This window comes from Klenkia terrae (assembly GCF_900491935.1).
Lineage (GTDB): Bacteria > Actinomycetota > Actinomycetes > Mycobacteriales > Geodermatophilaceae > Klenkia > Klenkia terrae.
In genome coordinates this window covers 4,143,358-4,161,957 of the sequence record NZ_UEXK01000004.1, presented here as the reverse complement: position 1 = coordinate 4,161,957, position 18,600 = coordinate 4,143,358, and the positions used below count along the sequence as shown (strand labels likewise).

The window sequence follows — 18,600 nt, the reverse complement described above, 5'->3', positions numbered from 1 at the left end:
GCGCTCCCCCCGCGCCACGCAGTCTGGCCACCCCGCCCATGCGCCGGCAACCACGATCCCGCCCGTGCTCCCGGCCGGGAGTTGATCATCGCCTCGTGCAGGCGGGACGCGCCGGTGGACGGCGCGTCCCACCTGCAGCTGACGATGATCAACTGGTGGGCGCGGCCTCCGGGCGGGGACGGCGGGGCTCGACGAAGCAGCAGCTGGCCGGGCAGTTGGTGCCCAGCCGGGGCTCGCCGCCGGCGCGGCGCTCGGCGAGCAGGCCGACCAGCGACTCCACGAAGGCCGGGTGGGTGCCGGCGGTGCCCGCGCGGGCGAAGGCCAGACCCAGCTCGCCGGCGGTCTCCCGCGCCTCGTTGTCCAGGTCCCAGATCACCTCGAGGTGGTCGGAGATGAAGCCCACCGGGAACAGCACGACGGCCTGCTCGCCGGCCTCGGACAGCGCCCGCAGGTGGTCGTTGACGTCGGGCTCCAGCCACGGCACGGACGGCGGCCCCGACCGGGACTGCCAGACCAGGTCGAAGGACCGGCCCGGCGCGACGGCGTCCACCACGAGCCGCCCGGCGGCCTGTAGCTCGCGCTCATAGGTGTGCCCCTCCGGTCCGGCGACGGCGGCCATCGCGTCGGGGATGCTGTGCGCGGTGGCGACCAGCCGGGCGCCGTCCCGCAGGTCCTCGGGCAGCTCGGCCAGCGCGGCGGCCAGGGCGTCGGCGTTGGCCCGCACGAAGCCCTCGGCGTCGAAGTAGTGCGGCAGCTTCTCCGCCGTCGGGCCGGTCGGGCCGTCGGGGTCGGACTCCAGCGCGACCCGGGCCCGGGCGACGTCCTCGTGGTACTGCCGGCAGCCGGAGAACGAGGCGTAGGCCGAGGTGGCCAGCACGTAGGCGTGCTCGATGCCGTCGGCGGCCATCTCGCGCCAGACGTCCTCGACGTAGGGCGCCCAGTTGCGGTTGCCCCAGTAGACCGGCAGGTCGACCCCGGCCCCGCGCAGCGCGGCGACCAGCGCGCGGTTCTGGTCGTTGATCGGGCTGACGCCGTCGAAGTGGTGGTAGTGCTCGGCGACCGACGTCAGCCGCTCGGGCGGGATGCCGCGGCCGCGGGTCACGTTCTCCAGGAACGGCATCACCTGCTCGTGCCCCTCCGGGCCGCCGAACCCGAGCACCAGCAGGGCCTCGCGGCGACCGGCCGGGGCCGGCGCGGACCCGGGGACGACGCCGCCGTTGTTGCGGGCGGCGAGCGAGGGCTCCTGGTCCGGGCGCTGGCCCTCGGGGGTGATCGAGACCCCGTCGGGCAGCGGGTGCGCGGGTCGGGAATGCAGCAGGGAGTCGGTCACCACCCAGTCATACCCCGACTGCGTGGAACCCACCGTCGACGTGCACGATCTCACCCGTCGTCGCCGGGAACCACTCGCTGAGCAGCGCCACGATGGCCTTGCCCGAGGGCTCGGTGTCGGTGACCGACCAGCCCAGCGGGGCCCGGCCCTCCCAGGCCTCCTCGAACTGCGCGCTGCCCGGGATGGACTTCATGGCCATGGTGCGCAGCGGGCCGGCGGCGACCAGGTTCACCCGGACGCCCTCGGGACCCAGCTCGCGGGCCAGGTAGCGGGAGGTGGACTCCAGCGCCGCCTTGGCCGCACCCATCCAGCCGTAGACCGGCCAGGCGACCGTGGCGTCGAAGGTCAGCCCGACGACCGAGGCCTTCTCGGCGAACAGCGGCCGGCAGGCCTGGGTGAGCGAGGCCAGCGACCAGGTCGACACCTGGAAGGCGGTGGCCGCGTGCTCCCACGCCACCTCCGGGAAGCCGTCGCCCATGGCCTCCTGCGGCGCGAAGCCGATCGAGTGCACGACGCCGTCGAGCTTCGCGCCCTCGGGCAGCACCTCGCGCAGCCGGTCCGCCAGGGTGGCCAGGTGCTCGGTGTTCGTCACGTCGAGCTCGACGACGGCGGCCTCCTGCGGCAGCCGCTTGGCGATCCGCTGGCACAGGCTCAGCGCCCGCCCGAAGTTCGACAGGACGACGGTGGCGCCCTGCTCCTGGGCGATGCGCGCCGCCGAGAAGGCGATCGACGCCTCGGTCAGCACCCCGGCGATCAGGACCGTCTTGCCCTCGAGGATTCCCATGCTCAGTGCCCCATTCCCAGTCCGCCGTCCACCGGGACGACGGCCCCGGTGATGTAACCCGCCTGCTCGGACGCCAGGAAGCGCACGACGCTCGCGATCTCGTCGGCCTCGGCCAACCGACCCAGCGGGACCTGCCCGAGGATCTCCTGCTGCCGCTTCTCCGGGAGCTCCGCGGTCATGTCGGTGCGCACGAAGCCCGGCGCCACCACGTTCGCGGTGATCCCGCGGCCGCCCAGCTCGCGGGCGATCGAGCGGGACAGCCCGACCAGCCCGGACTTGGACGCCGCGTAGTTGACCTGGCCGGCCGACCCGAGGAGCCCGACGACCGAGGACACGAAGATCATCCGCCCGCTGCGGGCGCGCACCATCTTGGCGCTGGCCCGCTTGGCCACCCGGTAGGCCGCCGTCAGGTTGGCGTCGATGACGTCGGTGAAGGCGTCCTCGCCCATCCGCATGAGCAGCCCGTCCCGGGTGATGCCGGCATTGCTGACCAGCACCTCGACCGGGCCCTGGTGCTCCTCGACGGCGGTGAAGGCGGCGTCGACGTCCGCGCCGGAGGTCACGTCGCACTGCACGCCGAAGAGCCCCTCGGGTGCACCGCTGCCGCGGTGGGTCACCGCGACGGAGTCACCCTGCTCGGCGAAGGACCGCGCAATCGCCAACCCGATCCCCCGGTTGCCCCCGGTCACCAGCACCGATCTGCTCACTGTCGCTCCTGTGCTCGTCCGGCGTCCGTCGCGAGCAACCTATCGGGGGCCCGGGGGGCCCGCCGGGCCGGGCGGGCTACCGGCGGGTAGCGGCGGAGCGCTCGTCGTACCGCAACGCGGCCAGGCACAGGGCGCCCCAGGCAGCTGCGAAGCCGAGGACCTTGGCCTGGGTGGGGCGACCCTTCAGCGCGGCCCCGAGGACGGCGGCGTCGCCCCAGTCGCTGGCCACCCGGGCACCGACCGCGGCCCGCCGGGCGGCACCGGCCGGGGCCAGCACCATGGCCAGCCCGATGGCGGTGTCGCGGGCGCCGACCAGCCGGGTCAGCGCCCGGCTGTCGTGGGTGCTGGCCAGGCCGCACGGCTTGAGCAGCAGGTCCGGCGAGACCAGGAGGGCGGCGGAGTAGGCCGCGGTGGCGGCGCCGGTGAGCGTGGTGAGAGCGGGCACGGGTGGTCCTCCGGGGAGCGGGTGTCGGCCCCGGTCGGGGCCCAGCGCTCCCTACCCTGCCCGCCCGTGCCGACACCGGCCCCCCAGGGCCTCGACCAGGGCCACCCGCTGGTCCTCGGTCGACCGGGCGACGACGTCCCACGCGGGCAGCACCGGGCGCCCCGGCCACAGGCAGCGGTCCAGCGCGGCGTCCAGCGCATCGGCGTCCACGTCGTCTGCGCCCAGCAGCACCGGCCAGCCCAGCGCCTGCGCCTGGGCGGTGACCTTGGCCCCGCCGCGGACCGGGTCGAGGGCGACCACCGGCCGCCCGCACCCCAGGCCGAGGACCAGGCCGTGCAGCCGCGAGCTGACCACCACGTCGGCCCGGGCCAGCGCGGCCTGCACCTGGCCCACCCGGCGGGGCCGCCCGCTCGGGGTGAGCAGGTCGGTGGCCACGTCGAAGGAGCCCAGAGCCCGGTCGGCGATCCACTGCTCCACGGCGGCCTGCACCTGCTCCTGCCGACCCCGGTCGCCGTACTCCGGCTGCACCGGCGCGAAGACCGTGGCGACCACCGCGGGGCCCTCCCGCGCCGGCACGATGGCCAGGTCGGGCCGGGGTGCCGAGCCGGGGTGGTCGCGCGGCCAGACCGCGTCGAACCGGTCGGCCACGGCCGCGTCGACCACCGACACCCCCACCGCGAACCGGGTCGCCGCGGCGAACCGGTCGAGCAGGCCGGCGAGGAGGTCGGCGTGCAGCAGCGGACCGCAGACCCAGACCAGGTGGGTGTAGCGGGCCGGGTCGACGTCGGCCAGGTCCACGCCCCGGTGCAGGTAGTCCGCCCACGCCACGTCGTGGTCGACCCCGGCGTCGCCCAGCCAGTCGGCCACCACCTCGGCGGCCCGCTCGTCCCCGACGGTGGCGATGACCTCGGTGAAGCTGAACCAGCCGGCGACCAGGACCCGGGTCACGACGCGGCCACCGGGTACTTCGGGGCGGACCCGGCGGGCAGACCGGCCAGGCGGGCGGCGTCCCGGGCGGCGAACCGGCGCTCCTCCAGCACCCGCAGCCCGGCGTCGACGTCGGCCGGCAGCGGACGGCGGCGGGCCAGCACCCACGGCACCCCCCGCAGCGCCAGCAGCACCGCGCGGACCAGCTCGACGTCCCGCGGGGAGGACCGCAGCACGAAGGCGGTCCAGCGCAGCGCGCTGCGCCGGGGGCGGTGCAGCCAGGCGTTCCACAGGGTGTTGCGGATGCCCAGGTGCCGGATCCGTCCGAAGTTGGCCAGGCTCGGGTGGTGGTGCATGACCACGTCGTCCACGTACCGCATCAGCCAGCCCTCCCGCAGCAGCGGGTGCGCCAGCGTCTCCTCCTCGCCGCCGATGAAGAAGGCCGGGGCGTAACCGCCGACCTGCTCGTAGGCCGCGACCCGGACCACCGAGGCGCCGCCCATGAAGCTGTACAGGACCGTGCCCGGGACGCCGTCGGTCTCCGGCAGCGGGCTGTCGGCCATCTCCGCGGAGATCGGGTCCGGCGCGCACTCCTCCCCCACCACGATCCGGGCGTTGACCAGCGCGAGCCTGGGGTGGGCGTCCAGCAGCGCGACGGCGAGCTCCAGCCCGGCCCGCTCCCACCAGCCGTCGTCGTCGCAGAACACGACGTAGGGGGTCAGCGCGGCGCGCACGCCCTCGTTGCGGCCGGCCGCGCCGGTGTTGGTCGGCAGCGCGCGCAGCTGGACGAACGGGCGGGCGGCGAGCAGCTCGCGGGTGCCGTCGGCCGACGCGTTGTCCACCGCGACCACCGGCAGGCCGAGGTCGGCCAGCCGGTCCAGGGTGTGCGGCAGCCACGGCGCGCAGTCGTGGGTCAGCAGGACGACGGTCAACCGCTCGGCCAGGTCGGTCACGCCGCCACCTCCCGGGCGCAGGCCAGCACGTCGGCGACGGTGGTGCGCGCCAGCACCGGGTCGAGCGCGGCGCCGTGCGGGTCGCCGCGGTACCTTGGGTCGTCGGCCGGCCACAGCACCCGGTGCCGGTCCCGGGACGGCGGGCCCCACCGGGCCGGGGAGACCGGCCCGCACAGCACCACCGACGGCGTCCCGAACGCCGACGCCACGTGGGCGGTGCCGGTGTCCCCGGACAGCACCAGCCGGGCCCCGGCCACCAACCCGAACAGCCCCTCGACGGACAGGTCGGTGGCCGCCACGGCCCGCGCCGCCCCGGCCACCGCGTCGACCAGGTCCTGCTCCCCCGGCGTCCCGGTCACCACGACCCGGTGCCCGTCGTCGGCCAGCGCCCGGGCGACCGCGGCCCACCGGTCCACCGGCCAGCGGCGGGAGCCCGACGCCGCACCGGGGTGCACCACCGTCGACCTGGGGCGCACCGGCCGCGGGTCGGGCAGCAGGCCCCAGACCGGCGGGGCCGCGCCGGCCCCGGGCAGGTGCTCGGCCAGCAGCCGGCACCAGCGGGCCACCTCGTGCTCGTCGTCGTCCCACACCGAGCGGTCGGGGGTGGGCACCTCGCCGGGCCGGACGTACCCGATCAGCCGACCGGGGTCCAGGGCCAGCAGGGGTGCGCGGGAGGCGGGGCCGTTGCCGTGCAGGTCGACGGCGAGCTCGGGCTCGGCGGGCAGCCCTCGGACGTCGTCCAGCCCCTCGGTGGGGACGACGACGTCGGCCAGCCCCGCACCGGTGAGCACCCCGGCGAACCGGCCGGGCACGGCGGCCACGACCTGCCACCCGGGCAGCGCCCGGCGCAGCACGGCCATCGCCGGCAGCCCGGCCAGCAGGTCACCCAGCCCGATCGCGCGCAGCACGACGCAGGTGCTCACGCCCGGGCCAGCTCGGTCAACCGGGTCGTGGACCGACCGGCCAGGAACGGCACGGTCACCACCCGGCCGCCCCAGCCGGCGAGCACCTCGGCCTCGGGCACGGTCACCCCGGCGTAGTCGCCGCCCTTCACCCACAGCGCCGGCCGCACGGTGCGCAGCACCTGCTCGGGGGTGTCCTCGTCGAAGACCACGACGTCGTCCACGCAGGCCAGCGCCCGCAGGATGCGGACCCGGTCGGCCTGCGGCTGCAGCGGCCGGCCGGGTCCCTTGAGCCGGGCGACCGAGGCGTCGGAGTTCACGCAGACCACCAGCCGGTCGCCCAGCGCCCGGGCGGCCTCCAGGGTGGCGACGTGGCCGGCGTGCAGCAGGTCGAAGCAGCCACCGGTGGCCACCAGCACCCCCGACGTCGGCGGCACCGGGGCCGGTGCGGCGACGAAGTCCGAGGCCGCCGCGACCGCCACGGCCACCGCCTCCGACGGCAGGGCCCCCGCCGCGAGCGCCCAGCCGGCGGCGGAGGCGAACCGGTCCCCGGCGCCGCAGGTGTCCCCGGCGACCACCGGCGGGGCCGGGACGGCGAGCACGCCGTCCTCCCCCGCGGTGGCCAGCGCGCCCCCGGGCCCGAGGGTGACCGCGACGGCGCCGGCGGCCCACTCCCGGCGCAGCGCCAGCGCCCGGTCGGCCACCGCCGCGAGGTCCGGGCGCGGGCCGGGGTCGACGCCCAGCGCCTCGACCGCGTTGGGCGTGACCAGCCGGCACCCCGGGACCGGGGCGGCCCCGCGCGGGTGCGGGTCCCAGACCACCGGACGGCGTCGGGCGGTGGCCGCCAGCAGCTCGCGCAGCTCCCGGCAGGACGTGGCGCCATAGCCGTAGTCGGCGACGACCACCGCGTCGGCCTGCGCCAGCACGGTGGCGACCTCCGGCGGCAGCGGACCCACCGCACCGCGGTCGCCGCCGCGGTCGACCCGGGCCACGGTCTGCCCGCCGGCCCGGATCCGGTGCTTGACCGGGGTGGAGCCGGCCCACGGGACGGCGACCAGCTCCACGCCGTCCGGGAGCACCGACCGCAGGGTCCGACCGTCCGCGTCGTCGGCGAGCGGGGCGACCAGCACGACCCGGCCGCCGTCGGCCGCGGCCAGCGCCGCCGTCAGCCCCGCGCCGCCGGCCCGGGTCTGCTCGGTGGTCGTCTGCACCACCGGCACCGGGCCGTCCGGCGACAGCTTCGCCGCCCGGCCCTCGGTGTCCACGTCGAGCAGGCAGTCGCCGACCACCACCAGGACGCTCACGACGACCGGGCCAGCAGCTGGGCGTCGAGCTCGGCGTCCAGGCCCGCGCACAGCACGTGCAGCAGCACCAGGTGCAGCTCCTGCACGGTGGCGGTGAACGGCGACTCCACGGTGAGGGAGTCGTCGGCGAGCTCGGTGAGCGCGTTGGGGCCCCGGCCGGTCATCGCCCAGCAGGTGACCCCGCACTCGCGGGCCCGGTGGGCCGCCCGCACCACGTTCGGGCTGCCGCCCGAGGTGGACAGCAGGACGGCGACGTCCCCGGGCCGGGCGTGCGCCTCCAGCTGGCGGGCGAACCCCTCCTCCTGGCCGTAGTCGTTGGTGATCGCGGTCAGCGCCGACACCTCCGCGTGCAGGGCGACCGCGGAGAACGGCCGCCGGTCGTCGCGGTAGCGGCCGACCAGCTCGGCGGTGAGGTGCGCGGCCTGGGCGGCGCTGCCCCCGTTGCCGGCGGCGAACAGCCGCGCGCCGGCGCCCAGCGCCCCGGCGAGCTGCCGGCCCCACCCGGTGGCGGTGGCCACGGCGGGCCCGGCGACGGCGAGCGCCGCGGACAGGTGCTGCACGTGCTCGATCCCCACCGGGGTCGGCGGCCGGGTCACCGGGCACCGGCCCGGGGACGGGCGGCCCGGTGGGCACCGGCGAAGCGCCGGTAGGCGGACTCGGTCATGCGGGCGACCTCCTGCCAGTCGTAGGAGCGGGTCGTGCGGCTGCGGCCGGCGGCGCCCATCGCGGCCCGGCGCTGCGGGTCGGCGAGCAGCTCCCGCAGCGCCCCGGCCAGCTGGTCGGGGTCGCGCGGCGGCACCAGGAGCCCGGTGCCGCCGTCGACGACGGTGTCGGTGAGGCCGCCGACGGCGGTCGCCACCACCGGGACGCCGCAGGCCATCGCCTCCAGCGGGACGATGCCGAAGGGCTCGTACCAGGGGGCGCAGACCACCAGGTCCGCCGAGCGGATCCACCCGGCGACGGCGTCCCGGTCGGCCCGGCCGACCAGCTGCACCCGGTCGGCCACGCCCAGCGCCGCGGCGCGGGCGCGCAGCTCGGCCGCCGCGGGGTCGGCCACCAGCTCGTCCGCGGCCGGGCCGCCGAGCACCACCAGCTCGGCGTCGGGCACCGAGACCAGGGCGGTGAGGACGTCGGCCAGCCCCTTGCGCGGGACCAGCCGGCCGATCACCAGCAGCCGCGGCCGGTCCCCCCGCGGCGCGGTCGGGCCGGTGGGGTGGAAGACGGTGGTGTCCACCCCGCTGGGCACCACCGCGACGCGCTCCGGGTCCACCCCCAGCGCCACCAGCTCGGTGACCTCGTCGCGGCAGGTGGCGACCACCCCGGCGGCGGCGCAGGCCACCGCGGTCTCCACCCGGACGCGGACCGACGGGCTGGTGTCGGCGGCGCCCTGCCAGCGGCGCTTGACCGACCCGAGGGCGTGGAAGGTCTGCACCACGGGGACGCCGAGCCCGCGGGCGGCGTCGACGGCGGCCCGGCCGCTCATCCAGAAGTGGGCGTGCAGCACGTCGGGCCGGTCGGCCTGCAACTGCGTGCGCAGCGCGGCGGCCAGCTCGGGCACGTGCGGCCAGAGGTCGTCCTTGGCGACCTCCTTCGGGGGGCCGGCGTCCAGGTGGACGACCTCCACCCCGGGGACGAACGCGACCCGGTCGGGCAGGTCGACGTCGTCCCGGCGGGTGTGCACGGTGACGGCGTGCCCACGGTCGGCCAGCGCCCGGGCGAGCATCGCGACGTGCACGTTCTGCCCGCCGGCGTCGACCCCGCCCAGGGTGGCCAGCGGGCTGGCGTGCTCGGACAGCATGGCGATCCTCACCGGGCCACCCCCTCGAGCAGGGCGTCGGCGTCGGCCAGGAAGCGGGCCAGCCCGAACCGGTCCAGCGCCGCGGCGCGGGCCACCTCGCCGGCGGCGCGGGCGGCGTCGGGGTCGGCCAGCAGCCGGCGCGCGCCCTCGACCAGCGCGTCCACGTCGGCGGCCACCACCCCCGCGCCGGGGGGCACCGCCGTCGGCACCTCGGTCGCGGCCAGGGCCACCACGGGCATGCCCATCGTCATCGCCTCCACCAGGGACAGCCCGAGCGAGGTCCACCGCGGGAGGTGCAGGTGGACCCGTCGTCGGGCGAGCTCGTCGTGCATGTCGTCCTGCGGGAGGTCCTCGTGCTCCCCCAGCTCGGTGCCCAGCGCGGCCGACATGCCGGTGACCCGCATGCCGAAGACGTCCACGCCCAGGTGCGCGAACCGCGGCAGCAGGTCGGTGCCGACCGTGCGGCCGCGGGTGACCGGGTCGTTGCTGACCACGCCGAGCCGCGGGACCTCACCGGTCCAGCGCTGCCCCGGGTCGACCACGCCGTGCTCGAGCACCCGGGTGGGCGCGCGGCCGGCGTCCCAGGCGACCCGGTTGAAGTGGGTGACGTGCACCAGCGGGATGTCCGTGCGGTCGGCCAGCAGGTGCCGGCTGGCGGCCGGGGTGGGCGGGGTGTCGTGCTCCACGTAGACCGCGGGCACGTCGACACCGGGCTCCCAGCCGGCCCACTCCCGCAGCAGCTCCAGGTCGCGCGGGCGCTGCAGGACGACGACGTCGACCTCGGTGTCGCGCAGCTCCTCCGGGGTCACCTCGACCACCGACCCCGGCCAGACCCAGGTCCGGGCCCGGCCCAGCCCGTCGCCGGTGCGGCCGGGGACGACCGGCACCAGGTAGCGGTGCGGCCCCTGCACGAGGGCGGTCAGCCACGAGCCGTGCACGTGCCAGACCAGGACCTTCACGCCGCCACCCCCACCAGCTGCTGCACCGCGGCGGCGACCGCCGCGGGCTCGACGCCGGCCAGGCACGGGTGCCCGGGGACCGGGCAGGTCCGCGCCCGGCTGCCGGCGCAGGCGGCGGACTGGTCCCCCAGGACGACGCGGTGCGGTGTGTGCGGGGCCCAGCGGACCAGCGGCACCACCGGGGAGAACAGGCTGACCACCGGCGTGCCGACGGCGGACGCCAGGTGCGCGGGGCCGGTGTTGCCGACGGCCAGGACGTCGGCGGCCCGGAGCACCGCGGCGAGCTCGGCGACCGTCAGCCGCCCGCCGAGGTCCAGCGCCCGTCCCCCGGCCACGGCGGCGGTCAGCGCCCGCTCGTCCGGGCCGCCGGTGACGACGACGTCGACGCCCTCGTCGGCGAGCAGCTCGACGACCTCGGCCCACCGCGGGTAGGCGCGCGCCGCCGCGTCCGCGCCCGGGTGGACGACGACGGGGTGCGCGGGCAGGTCGCCGACGGCGGGGAGGTCCTCGACCAGGCGGAGGGCGCCGTCGTCCCCGGACGGGAGGGCGAAGCCGGCACCCGCGGCCACCGCGAGCATCCGGACCGGCTCCGGGTCGTCGGGGGGCTCGGGCAGCCGGACGTCGAGCAGGCTGCCCGGGTGGTCGGTGCTGACCGCGGCGGTGCGCGGCACCCCGGCCAGCCGGAGCAGCAGCGCGGTGGGCAGCGCGCTCTGGTGGAACGAGGTGAGCACCAGGGCGGTGTCGAACCGGCCGCGCAGCTCGTCGACGAGGCGGTCGACGGCCGCGGGGTCGACCGGTGCGGCGTCGGCGGTGATCCAGGGCGCGTCGAAGACCAGCACCTCGTCCACCCCGGGCAGCAGCCGGGCCGCCTCCGCGCCGCGCGGTCCGGCGAGCACGGTCACCGACCCGGCCGAGGCGGCCACGGCCCGCACCGCCGGGCCGCAGACCACGACGTCGCCGAGGCTGTCCAGCCGCACCACCAGGGCCCGGGTCACCGCCGGGACCCCAGGACGGCGGCCACCGCGTCGCCGAGGTCCCGCGCGACGACCGGCGCCTGTGCGACCTCCGCGGTCCGGGTGACCGCGCTGGGCACCAGCACCGACCGGGCGCCGGCGGCCCGGGCGGCCTCCACGTCGGCGCCGATGTCGCCGACCAGCACGCAGTCCTCCGGCTCGACGCCCAGCGTCGCCGCGGCGGCGAGCACCGACCCCGGCGCGGGCTTGCGGCAGGCGCAGCCGTCCTCGGGTCCGTGCGGGCAGACCGCCCAGGTGTCGAACGCGCCGAACAGCTCGTCGACCCGGGCGTGCACCGCGGCCATGTCCTCGGCGGTGAACGCACCGCGGGCCAGCCCGGACTGGTTGGTGACCACGCCGACCGGCAGCCCGGCCGCCCGCGCCGCCTGCACAGCCTGCACCGCACCGGGCAGCGGGCGGACCCGCGCGGGGTCGCCGTTGTAGGGCACGTCGACGACCAGGGTGTCGTCCCGGTCCACCAGCAGCGCCTTGGCCTGCGGCTCGGCGGCCACCGGTCGCGGCGGGGTGCGGCGCAGCAGCGCGCGCAGCCACCACCAGGTGGCGGCCGGCGGGATCGCGACGCTGGTCGCGAGCATGGTGAGCACCTCGGTGCGGTCCCGCGGTCCGGGGGCGATCCGGGCCCGGGCGAACTCGGCGGTGCCCGCGGCCCAGACCGCGGCGGCGACCCGGCTGCGGGTGGCCAGCGCGAGCAGCCCGGCGGCGGTGATGACCAGGTGCCGGGGACGGCAGCCGGTCGCGGCACCGGCCCGGTCGTGCCACAGCCGCCCGTGCACCCGGGCCATCAGCACGTCGTCGGCGTTGCCGCGCTGCTGGCGCAGGCTGGTCCACCGGCCGGGGGGCCGGACCGGGTGGGTGGTGCGCCGCCGTCCGACCACCAGCCGCCGCCCGGTGTCCTGCACCCGGAGGGCCAGGTCGGCGTCCTCCCGGAACGCCCGCGGGAACCGCTCGTCGAAGCCGTCGACGGCCACGAGGGCGTCCCGCCGGTAGGCCATGTCCGCGGTGATCCACCACGCGCCGGACAGCCCGGCGGTGCCGCGCTCCCAGTCGGTGGGCCGGCGGTCGGCCGGCAGCGGGACGTCGATCTCGGCCTGGCTGGCGGCCAGCCCGTGCCGGTCGGCGGCGGCCAGGTCCGCGACGAGGTCGGCGCACCAGGCCGGGCCGACCAGCACGTCGTCGTCGAGGAAGGCGATCCAGTCCACGTCGGCCGGCACTGCCCGCCAGCCGGTGTTGCGGGCCGCCGCCGGGCCACGGCCACCGCTGCGCAGCACCAGCACGTGCTCGGCGACGTCGGCCGGCAGGTCGCGCACGTCCACGGCCGGGGTCCCGCCCGGCACCGCCCGGTCGTCCACGACCACCAGCCACTCCGGTCGGGGACCGGTCGCGGCGGCGAGCGCGTCGAGCAGCACCCGCAGGGAGGGCCGCCCCACGGAGGGCACGACGACGGCGTACCGGGGCCCGCTCACGAACGGGCCAGCCCTTCGTGCGCCCACCGTCGGTGGACGACGAACGGCCCGATCGCCAGCAGGTCGACCGGTCCGGACCCGAAGCACTCCAGGGCGTCCCGCGGGCTGTCGACCATCGGCCGGCCGGCGGTGTTCAGGCTGGTGTTGACCACGACCGGCAGCCCGGTGCGCCGCTCGAAGCCGGTGAGCATGCGGGCGACCAGCGGCTCGGTCGCCGGGTCCACGGACTGGATCCGCGCGGTGCCGTCGACGTGCACCACGGCCGGGATGCGGTCCCGCCAGTCCGCGGCGACGTCGTGCACGAAGAGCATGTAGGGGCTGGGCACCGGGCCCTGCGGGAACACCTCGCGGGCGCGGTCCAGCCGCACCATCGGGGCCACCGGGCGGAACTGCTCCCGGCCCTTGACGTCGTTGAGCCGCTCCAGGTTCGCCGCGCGCCCGGGGTGCGCGAGCAGCGAGCGGTGGCCCAGTGCGCGCGGGCCGAACTCGCTGCGCCCCTGGTACCAGGCGACGACGCCGTCGTCGGCCAGGCACTGCGCGACCTCCTCGGCGACGTCGTCGCTGCGCCGGTAGGCGACCTGCGCCGTCCGCAGCACGGCCTCGATCTCGGCGTCGGACCAGCCGCGGCCCAGGTCCGCGCCGGGGAACGGCGCGGTGGGCTCGCCGCCGCGCCAGGACAGCTCCAGCGCCCCGCCCAGGGCGGTGCCGGCGTCCCCGGCGGCGGGCTGCACCCACAGCTCGGCGAACCCGGACCCGGCGGCCAGCCGGCTGTTGGCCACGCAGTTCAGCGCCACCCCGCCGGCCATCGCCAGCCGGGTCTCCCCCGTCGTCTCCCGCAGCCAGCGGGCCAGGTCCAGCAACACCTCCTCGACGACCAGCTGGACGCTGGCCGCGAGGTCGGCGTGCTCCGCCGTCCACTCCTCGTCGGGGTGCCGCGGCTTGGTCAGCGCGCCCAGGTCGACGCCGGCGGTGACGAACCCGCCGTCCCCGGTGGCGTGCACGAGCGGGCGCAATGCCTCGGCGTGCCGGGGCGTGCCGTAGGAGGCCAGCGCCATGACCTTGAACTCGTCGGAGCTGCGCAGGAAGCCCAGGTGCGCGGTGACGTCCTCGTACAGCAGGCCGAGGGAGTGCGGCAGCTGCTGGGAGGCCAGCACCTCCAGGACGCCGTCCCGGTAGACCCCGGCCAGGTGGCTGTGCCGCTCGCCGCGGCCATCGAGCACGAGGACGGCGCAGCTGCCGCCCCAGGGCGCGGCCAGCGCGGCGGAGGCCGCGTGCGCGACGTGGTGCGGGACGAACCGGACCTTGTCCGGGTCCAGCCCCGGGATGCCCTCGGCGAGGAAGCCCGGGGCCTGCTCGGCGTAGGTCAGCCGGAGGTGGTCCCACGGGTCGTGCACGCCGGCCTGCTCGGGGCCCAGGTGCAGCGCCGGGTCGTAGGAGTAGGCGACGGCGTCCAGGTCCTCGGGCCGGACGCCGGCGTGGCGCAGGCACCAGGCCGCGGCCAGGTCGGGGGTCTCCCAGGCGGAGAACGGGACGGGGCGCTTGCCGTGCTTGCGACGGCTGAAGCGCTCCTCCTCGGCCGCGGCGACGACGGCGCCGTCCACGACCAGCGCGGCCGCGGGGTCGTGGAAGAGGGCGTTGATGCCGAGCACGCGCACAGGCCACCTCGCAGGCGTCCGGGGGCGCGGGGCGCCCCGGGTCGTCACGCAGCGGCGGGTTCGGCTGGCGGGGACGATCACAGCACGACCGCGACCGGTCCCGCACGTCGGGGCACCGGATGGCCGCCCACCGCGGGGGTCGCTACGGTCGGTCCGGCTCGAACCCGCGGCCGCCGCCCTCGTCCGAGGAGCTGCCATGCCCGCCGCCGACTCGCCCGCCTCCGCCCGCCCGGGTCCGGCCCACCGGCACGCCCTCGTCACCGGGGGCGCCGGCTTCCTCGGGTCGCACCTGTGCGAGCAGCTGCTCGTCGCCGGCACCCGGGTGACCTGCATGGACGACCTGTGCACCAGCGACGGCGGCAACGTCGACCACCTGCGCGACGACCCACGGTTCAGCTTCGTGCACCACGACGTGAGCGAGCCGTTCACCACCGCCGACGACGTCGACCTGGTGCTGCACTTCGCCTCCCCGGCCTCCCCCGCGGACTACCTCCGGCTGCCGGTGGAGACGCTGCGGGTGGGCAGCGTGGGCACCTGGCACGCGCTGGAGGCCGCCCGCCGCACCGGGGCGCGGATGGTGCTGGCGTCGACGTCGGAGACCTACGGCGACCCCCAGGTGCACCCGCAGCCGGAGAGCTACTGGGGGCACGTCAACCCGGTCGGCCCGCGCGGGGTCTACGACGAGGCCAAGCGGTTCGGCGAGGCGATCACCACGGCGTACCGGACGGCGCACGGGGTGGACACCGCGATCGTGCGGATCTTCAACACCTACGGGCCGCGGATGCGCCGGGAGGACGGTCGGGCGATCCCGACCTTCGTCGCGCAGGCGCTCAGCGGCCAGCCGATGACGGTGGCCGGGGACGGGTCGCAGACCCGGTCGGTCTGCTACGTCGACGACACGGTGCGCGGGGTGCTGGCCGTCGCGGCGTCCGGGCTGCCGGGGCCGTTCAACGTGGGCTACCCGGAGGAGCGCTCGGTGCTGGCCATCGCGCAGGCCGTGGGCGAGGCGGTCGGCACGGACCCGGGGGTGGAGTTCGTCGGCCGACCGGTGGACGACCCGACGGTGCGCTGCCCGGACATCTCCGCGATCCGGTCCGCGGTGGGCTGGGAGCCGCAGGTGCCCTTCGCCGACGGCCTGGCCCGCACGGTCGACTGGTTCCGCGCCACCGCCCCGCGCCTGCCCGAACGGGGTGCGGCGCGGCTGGTCGGGTGAGCCCCGGGCACCCTTGCCCGCCGTCCCCGGACGGCGGTAGCGTCGGCGCCGCCGGTCGAGACCCAGGCCGGAGACGCGCCGAGTGCGCGCCACCACCGCCACCCGCGGTGAGCAGTACGTCTCGAGGTCCTGCCGTGCCTGCCTCTTCCCCCTCGCTCTCCCCGTCCGCGGCGCCCGCCCCGGTCCGGTTCCTGCACGCCGTCCCGCACCCGCCGCTCCCCGACGAGGCGTTCGGGGCAGCCGTCGTCCGGCCGGCCGGGTCCGGCACCACCACCGTCCTCGTCCGCGGCGAGGTCGACCGCGAGACCAGCCCCACGTTGCAGGCCTGCCTGCTGGGCCAGCTGCAGCAGCCCGGTGCCCGTCCGCTCCTGGTCGACCTGAGCGCGGTCACCTTCCTCGACGCCGCCGGCCTGCACGCGCTGGTGGCGGCCCGGCAGACCGCCCGGGGCCTGGACGTGCCGTTCCGGATCCACTGCGGCGAGCGCCGCGCCGTCCGCCGCCCGTTGGAGATCACCGGGCTGCTGCAGGAGGTCTGCACGGACTGCTGAGGCCTGGCCGCCGGGGTCCGGCCGGGAGCAGACTCGGGTGCGTGGACCTGGGCCGAGCGAGCGGGATCGTGCGACTGATCAACACCTCCGGCGGCGGGGTGCTGTGCCTGGCCGGCGACGTGTCGGGCGAGGTGGTCGCCGACTTCCGGCGCCGGCACGGCCGCGAGCCGCACGTCGTGGCCGCCGTCGACGCCGGTTCGGTGACCGCGCTGTCGCCGGACGCGGTGGACCTGGTGCTCGACCACCTGGACGCGGCGGCCCTGCGCGGCCGGGAGATCCGGGTCCGCCGGTCCCCCGTGGTCGAGCGCGCGATGGCGGGGAGCACCCACGCGGGTTGAGTAGTCCTGCGGTCGGCCGGGTGCTCCGGCTCGCGCATCGTCGTCGGCAGCGGACGCACCCGGCGTCCCGAGCCCGCAGGAGCCCGCCGTGACCAAGGACAACCCGCTCAAGAACAAGAACACCTCCGCGTTCTTCGCCCAGGCCGCGATCGCGTTCGGCATCAGCGCGGTGGGCCTGCTGGTGGGGGTGGCCTACCTGCCGCTGGACATCTGGCAGCGGCTGTTCCTGGGCATGACGGCGCTGTTCACCATCACCTCGTCGTTCACCCTGGCCAAGGTCATCCGCGATGCGCAGGAGGGCTCGACCGTGATCTCCCGGCTGGACGAGGCCCGCCTGGAGCGCCTGCTCGCCGAGCACGACCCCTACCGCGCCCAGCAGCTCTGACGGCCCGGCCCCGTCCCCGCGGCTCAAGCCTCGTCGAGTGCGGAAGCAGAGCGGTCATCCGTGCCGGTTGACCGCTCTCATCCAGCACTCGGCGGCTCGGGCAGGTCCCAGACCCGGCCGAACTCGTCGGCCACCAGACCCCAGAGCACCTGTACGCCCTCATCGACGGAGTAGATGCCGTCGACCAGCGGCGGGAGGACGACGAACTCGTGCGGGATGACCCGACCCGACCGGTCACGTCGCCCGAGTGGGTCCGGGAACCGCAGCGCTGCTGGCGAGTCCGGGTGAGCAGGCCGGTGCCAGACCTCTGGCTCGTCACCTGCCCCTGTGAACGCGCGGTCGTAGACGGGCAGCGGATCGTCGAATCCACCGTTGCGCAGGAAGCGGAACCCCCAGGTCTGTCCGCGAGTGGCCCAGAGGAAGGTCATCGCAGACTCCTCATCAGCACGCGGTCCCGCTCGGCGTCGTCGAGGTCGATCCCGAACCTGGACAGCACGGCCCTGAGGTGGTCGCCCTTGGCCGAGGCTTCGGCATTCGCCTCCCGCAGGCGCTCTGTTGCCCAGTCGGTGAGCAGGTTGACGTTGGGTCCGACCAGCTTCCAGAGCTTGCCGAACGGCCCGGGCAGGCCGCTCAGGACCCCGCTGAGGACCTCTTGGATAGGACCTACTCCTTGGAGCAAGTTTTCCGCGACCTTGGATTGCACGTTCTGCCTCGCCACCCATCGGGCGTGCCGTTCCAGGGGCAGCATGGCCGCCAGCGGCAGGACCAGATCCAGGCCGACCCGCTCGCCGACCTCGATCCGGCCGGCCTCGAACCTCGCGGAGGACAGCAGAAGAATGTCCTCGCCGACGGAGAGTGCGTCGCTGTCCTCGACCAGGCCCGCGATGACCGACCGCAGGTGGTCGATCTCCCCCGCAGCCTTTTCCACCACCAGGTCGCGGAACCCGATGACGTCGAGATCGGGCAGGAGGTCGGCTTTCGACAGCGCGAGCAGCCAGATGCGGGGGAACTCGACGAGCGGCTTGCCGTCGTCGAGCAATTCGTCCTTGAGGCTCAGCAGGTTGTTGCCAACGTTGGTGAGCAGTGCCTTCAAGTAGCGCTCTTCCTCGCCAACATTGTCCAGTAGACGTTGGCCGTCGACCAAGAGGAGTGCCACATCGGATCCCAGCAGCTCGCGGAAGGTATCGACCCGCCGTCGAGCCTCTTCGGGTCCGCTGACGTCCCCGTCGAACCACTCACCTGGGTAGTCGTGCCACACCAGACGGAGTGCCTGGAAGGGCTGCGCAGCGGCCGCCTTCGACGCAGCGCCGTGCATCAGCTTGATCGAGAACGAGTAGGACGTCGCTGCGAACCTCGTCGTGGCCGGGAGCCGGTCCGAATTCTTCATGCCGAGGTAGTTCTGGTGGAGCTTGTTGCCCTCACCCACCCGGTCTGCCAGCAGATGGAACTGCTTCTGGTTGGCCCAGCCAGGCTCCTGGGCGGCGCCGTAGAAGGCCGAGACCAGCACGGTCTTGCCGCTCCCGCTTTCCCCGAGAACCGCGATGTGCTGCTCCAGCGCTCTGCTCAGCTCCATGCCCGCAGCCTAGGTCCGGCCACGATGGCCTATCCGGTTCGCCAGACCGGCCACGGCTTCGTCGGAGCGAGGAACTGGGTTGGCGTTTCTCGCGCTGCAGACCCGCCAAAGACGCCCCCCCCCCCCCCCCCCCCCCCCCCCCCCCCCCCCCCGGCCCCCCCCCGGGGGGGGGCCGGGGGGGGGCCGGGGGGGGCGGGGGGGGGGGGGGCGCCCCCTCCTTTTTTTCCACATCCCCCCCCCCCCCGCCCCACGAGGGCACCGCCTTCCCTCTCTTTCTTTTAA

At 76.3% G+C, this 18,600-nt stretch carries 20 protein-coding genes; 4 read left to right on the top strand and 16 right to left on the bottom strand.

Annotated features, from left to right (window positions below):
- Positions 1–148: 148 nt before the first annotated feature.
- The 14 genes from LFA75_RS20645 to LFA75_RS20580 form a co-directional block, all read right to left on the bottom strand.
- Positions 149–1,330 carry a ferrochelatase gene (locus LFA75_RS20645; protein WP_225235466.1) on the bottom strand — a complete coding sequence of 394 codons (1,182 nt, stop codon included), beginning with the start codon at positions 1,328–1,330 and terminating at the stop codon, positions 149–151.
- Between the two features lie 7 nt (positions 1,331–1,337).
- On the bottom strand, positions 1,338–2,114 hold the full coding sequence (fabI, locus tag LFA75_RS20640; RefSeq protein ID WP_225235465.1) for an enoyl-ACP reductase FabI: 777 nt from the start codon (positions 2,112–2,114) through the stop codon (positions 1,338–1,340).
- A gap of 2 nt (positions 2,115–2,116) precedes the next feature.
- Positions 2,117–2,821, bottom strand: coding sequence for a 3-oxoacyl-ACP reductase FabG (gene fabG, locus LFA75_RS20635; RefSeq protein ID WP_225235464.1), 705 nt, complete (start codon positions 2,819–2,821; stop codon positions 2,117–2,119).
- A gap of 76 nt (positions 2,822–2,897) precedes the next feature.
- On the bottom strand, positions 2,898–3,266 hold the full coding sequence (locus tag LFA75_RS20630) for a hypothetical protein (RefSeq protein WP_225235463.1): 369 nt from the start codon (positions 3,264–3,266) through the stop codon (positions 2,898–2,900).
- 51 nt (positions 3,267–3,317) lie between these two features.
- Entirely contained in the window at positions 3,318–4,214 is an 897-nt protein-coding gene (locus tag LFA75_RS20625) for a polysaccharide pyruvyl transferase family protein (protein ID WP_225235462.1), read from the bottom strand.
- Positions 4,211–5,146: a glycosyltransferase family 2 protein gene (locus LFA75_RS20620; RefSeq protein WP_225235461.1), complete on the bottom strand. Its 936-nt coding sequence runs from the start codon at positions 5,144–5,146 to the stop codon at positions 4,211–4,213. The genes LFA75_RS20625 and LFA75_RS20620 overlap by 4 nt, the downstream gene beginning before the upstream one ends.
- Positions 5,143–6,069: a glycosyltransferase family 9 protein gene (locus tag LFA75_RS20615; protein ID WP_225235460.1), complete on the bottom strand. Its 927-nt coding sequence runs from the start codon at positions 6,067–6,069 to the stop codon at positions 5,143–5,145. The genes LFA75_RS20620 and LFA75_RS20615 overlap by 4 nt, the downstream gene beginning before the upstream one ends.
- Positions 6,066–7,352 carry a PfkB family carbohydrate kinase gene (locus tag LFA75_RS20610; protein WP_225235459.1) on the bottom strand — a complete coding sequence of 429 codons (1,287 nt, stop codon included), beginning with the start codon at positions 7,350–7,352 and terminating at the stop codon, positions 6,066–6,068. Before LFA75_RS20610 ends, LFA75_RS20615 begins: the two co-directional genes overlap by 4 nt.
- Positions 7,349–7,948: a D-sedoheptulose-7-phosphate isomerase gene (locus tag LFA75_RS20605; protein ID WP_225235458.1), complete on the bottom strand. Its 600-nt coding sequence runs from the start codon at positions 7,946–7,948 to the stop codon at positions 7,349–7,351. The genes LFA75_RS20610 and LFA75_RS20605 overlap by 4 nt, the downstream gene beginning before the upstream one ends.
- On the bottom strand, positions 7,945–9,162 hold the full coding sequence (locus LFA75_RS20600; RefSeq protein WP_225235457.1) for a glycosyltransferase: 1,218 nt from the start codon (positions 9,160–9,162) through the stop codon (positions 7,945–7,947). Before LFA75_RS20600 ends, LFA75_RS20605 begins: the two co-directional genes overlap by 4 nt.
- Positions 9,159–10,109 (bottom strand): glycosyltransferase, encoded by a 951-nt coding sequence (locus tag LFA75_RS20595; protein ID WP_225235456.1) that lies wholly within the window; start codon positions 10,107–10,109, stop codon positions 9,159–9,161. Before LFA75_RS20595 ends, LFA75_RS20600 begins: the two co-directional genes overlap by 4 nt.
- Positions 10,106–11,104 (bottom strand): glycosyltransferase family 9 protein, encoded by a 999-nt coding sequence (locus LFA75_RS20590; RefSeq protein WP_225235455.1) that lies wholly within the window; start codon positions 11,102–11,104, stop codon positions 10,106–10,108. Before LFA75_RS20590 ends, LFA75_RS20595 begins: the two co-directional genes overlap by 4 nt.
- A complete protein-coding gene (locus tag LFA75_RS20585) occupies positions 11,101–12,606 on the bottom strand; it encodes an HAD-IIIA family hydrolase (RefSeq protein ID WP_225235454.1) in 1,506 nt (501 codons plus the stop codon). Before LFA75_RS20585 ends, LFA75_RS20590 begins: the two co-directional genes overlap by 4 nt.
- Entirely contained in the window at positions 12,603–14,261 is a 1,659-nt protein-coding gene (locus LFA75_RS20580) for a carbamoyltransferase family protein (protein WP_225235453.1), read from the bottom strand. The genes LFA75_RS20585 and LFA75_RS20580 overlap by 4 nt, the downstream gene beginning before the upstream one ends.
- Positions 14,262–14,457: 196 nt before the next feature.
- On the opposite strand from LFA75_RS20580, the gene LFA75_RS20575 reads away from it, so the two are divergent.
- The 4 genes from LFA75_RS20575 to LFA75_RS20560 all read left to right on the top strand — a co-directional run bounded on the left by LFA75_RS20575 (position 14,458) and on the right by LFA75_RS20560 (position 16,745).
- Entirely contained in the window at positions 14,458–15,474 is a 1,017-nt protein-coding gene (locus LFA75_RS20575) for an NAD-dependent epimerase/dehydratase family protein (protein ID WP_225235452.1), read from the top strand.
- 134 nt (positions 15,475–15,608) lie between these two features.
- Positions 15,609–16,022, top strand: coding sequence for an STAS domain-containing protein (locus LFA75_RS20570; protein ID WP_225235451.1), 414 nt, complete (start codon positions 15,609–15,611; stop codon positions 16,020–16,022).
- 41 nt (positions 16,023–16,063) lie between these two features.
- Entirely contained in the window at positions 16,064–16,360 is a 297-nt protein-coding gene (locus LFA75_RS20565; RefSeq protein ID WP_225235450.1) for a hypothetical protein, read from the top strand.
- Positions 16,361–16,448: 88 nt separating this feature from the next.
- Positions 16,449–16,745 carry a YiaA/YiaB family inner membrane protein gene (locus tag LFA75_RS20560; RefSeq protein WP_225235449.1) on the top strand — a complete coding sequence of 99 codons (297 nt, stop codon included), beginning with the start codon at positions 16,449–16,451 and terminating at the stop codon, positions 16,743–16,745.
- Between the two features lie 77 nt (positions 16,746–16,822).
- On the opposite strand, the gene LFA75_RS20555 is transcribed toward LFA75_RS20560, so the two are convergent.
- Positions 16,823–17,173: a hypothetical protein gene (locus LFA75_RS20555; protein ID WP_225235448.1), complete on the bottom strand. Its 351-nt coding sequence runs from the start codon at positions 17,171–17,173 to the stop codon at positions 16,823–16,825.
- Complete coding sequence (locus LFA75_RS20550) at positions 17,170–18,318, bottom strand: TRAFAC clade GTPase domain-containing protein (RefSeq protein WP_225235447.1); 1,149 nt, start codon at positions 18,316–18,318, stop codon at positions 17,170–17,172. Before LFA75_RS20550 ends, LFA75_RS20555 begins: the two co-directional genes overlap by 4 nt.
- Positions 18,319–18,600: the final 282 nt, after the last annotated feature.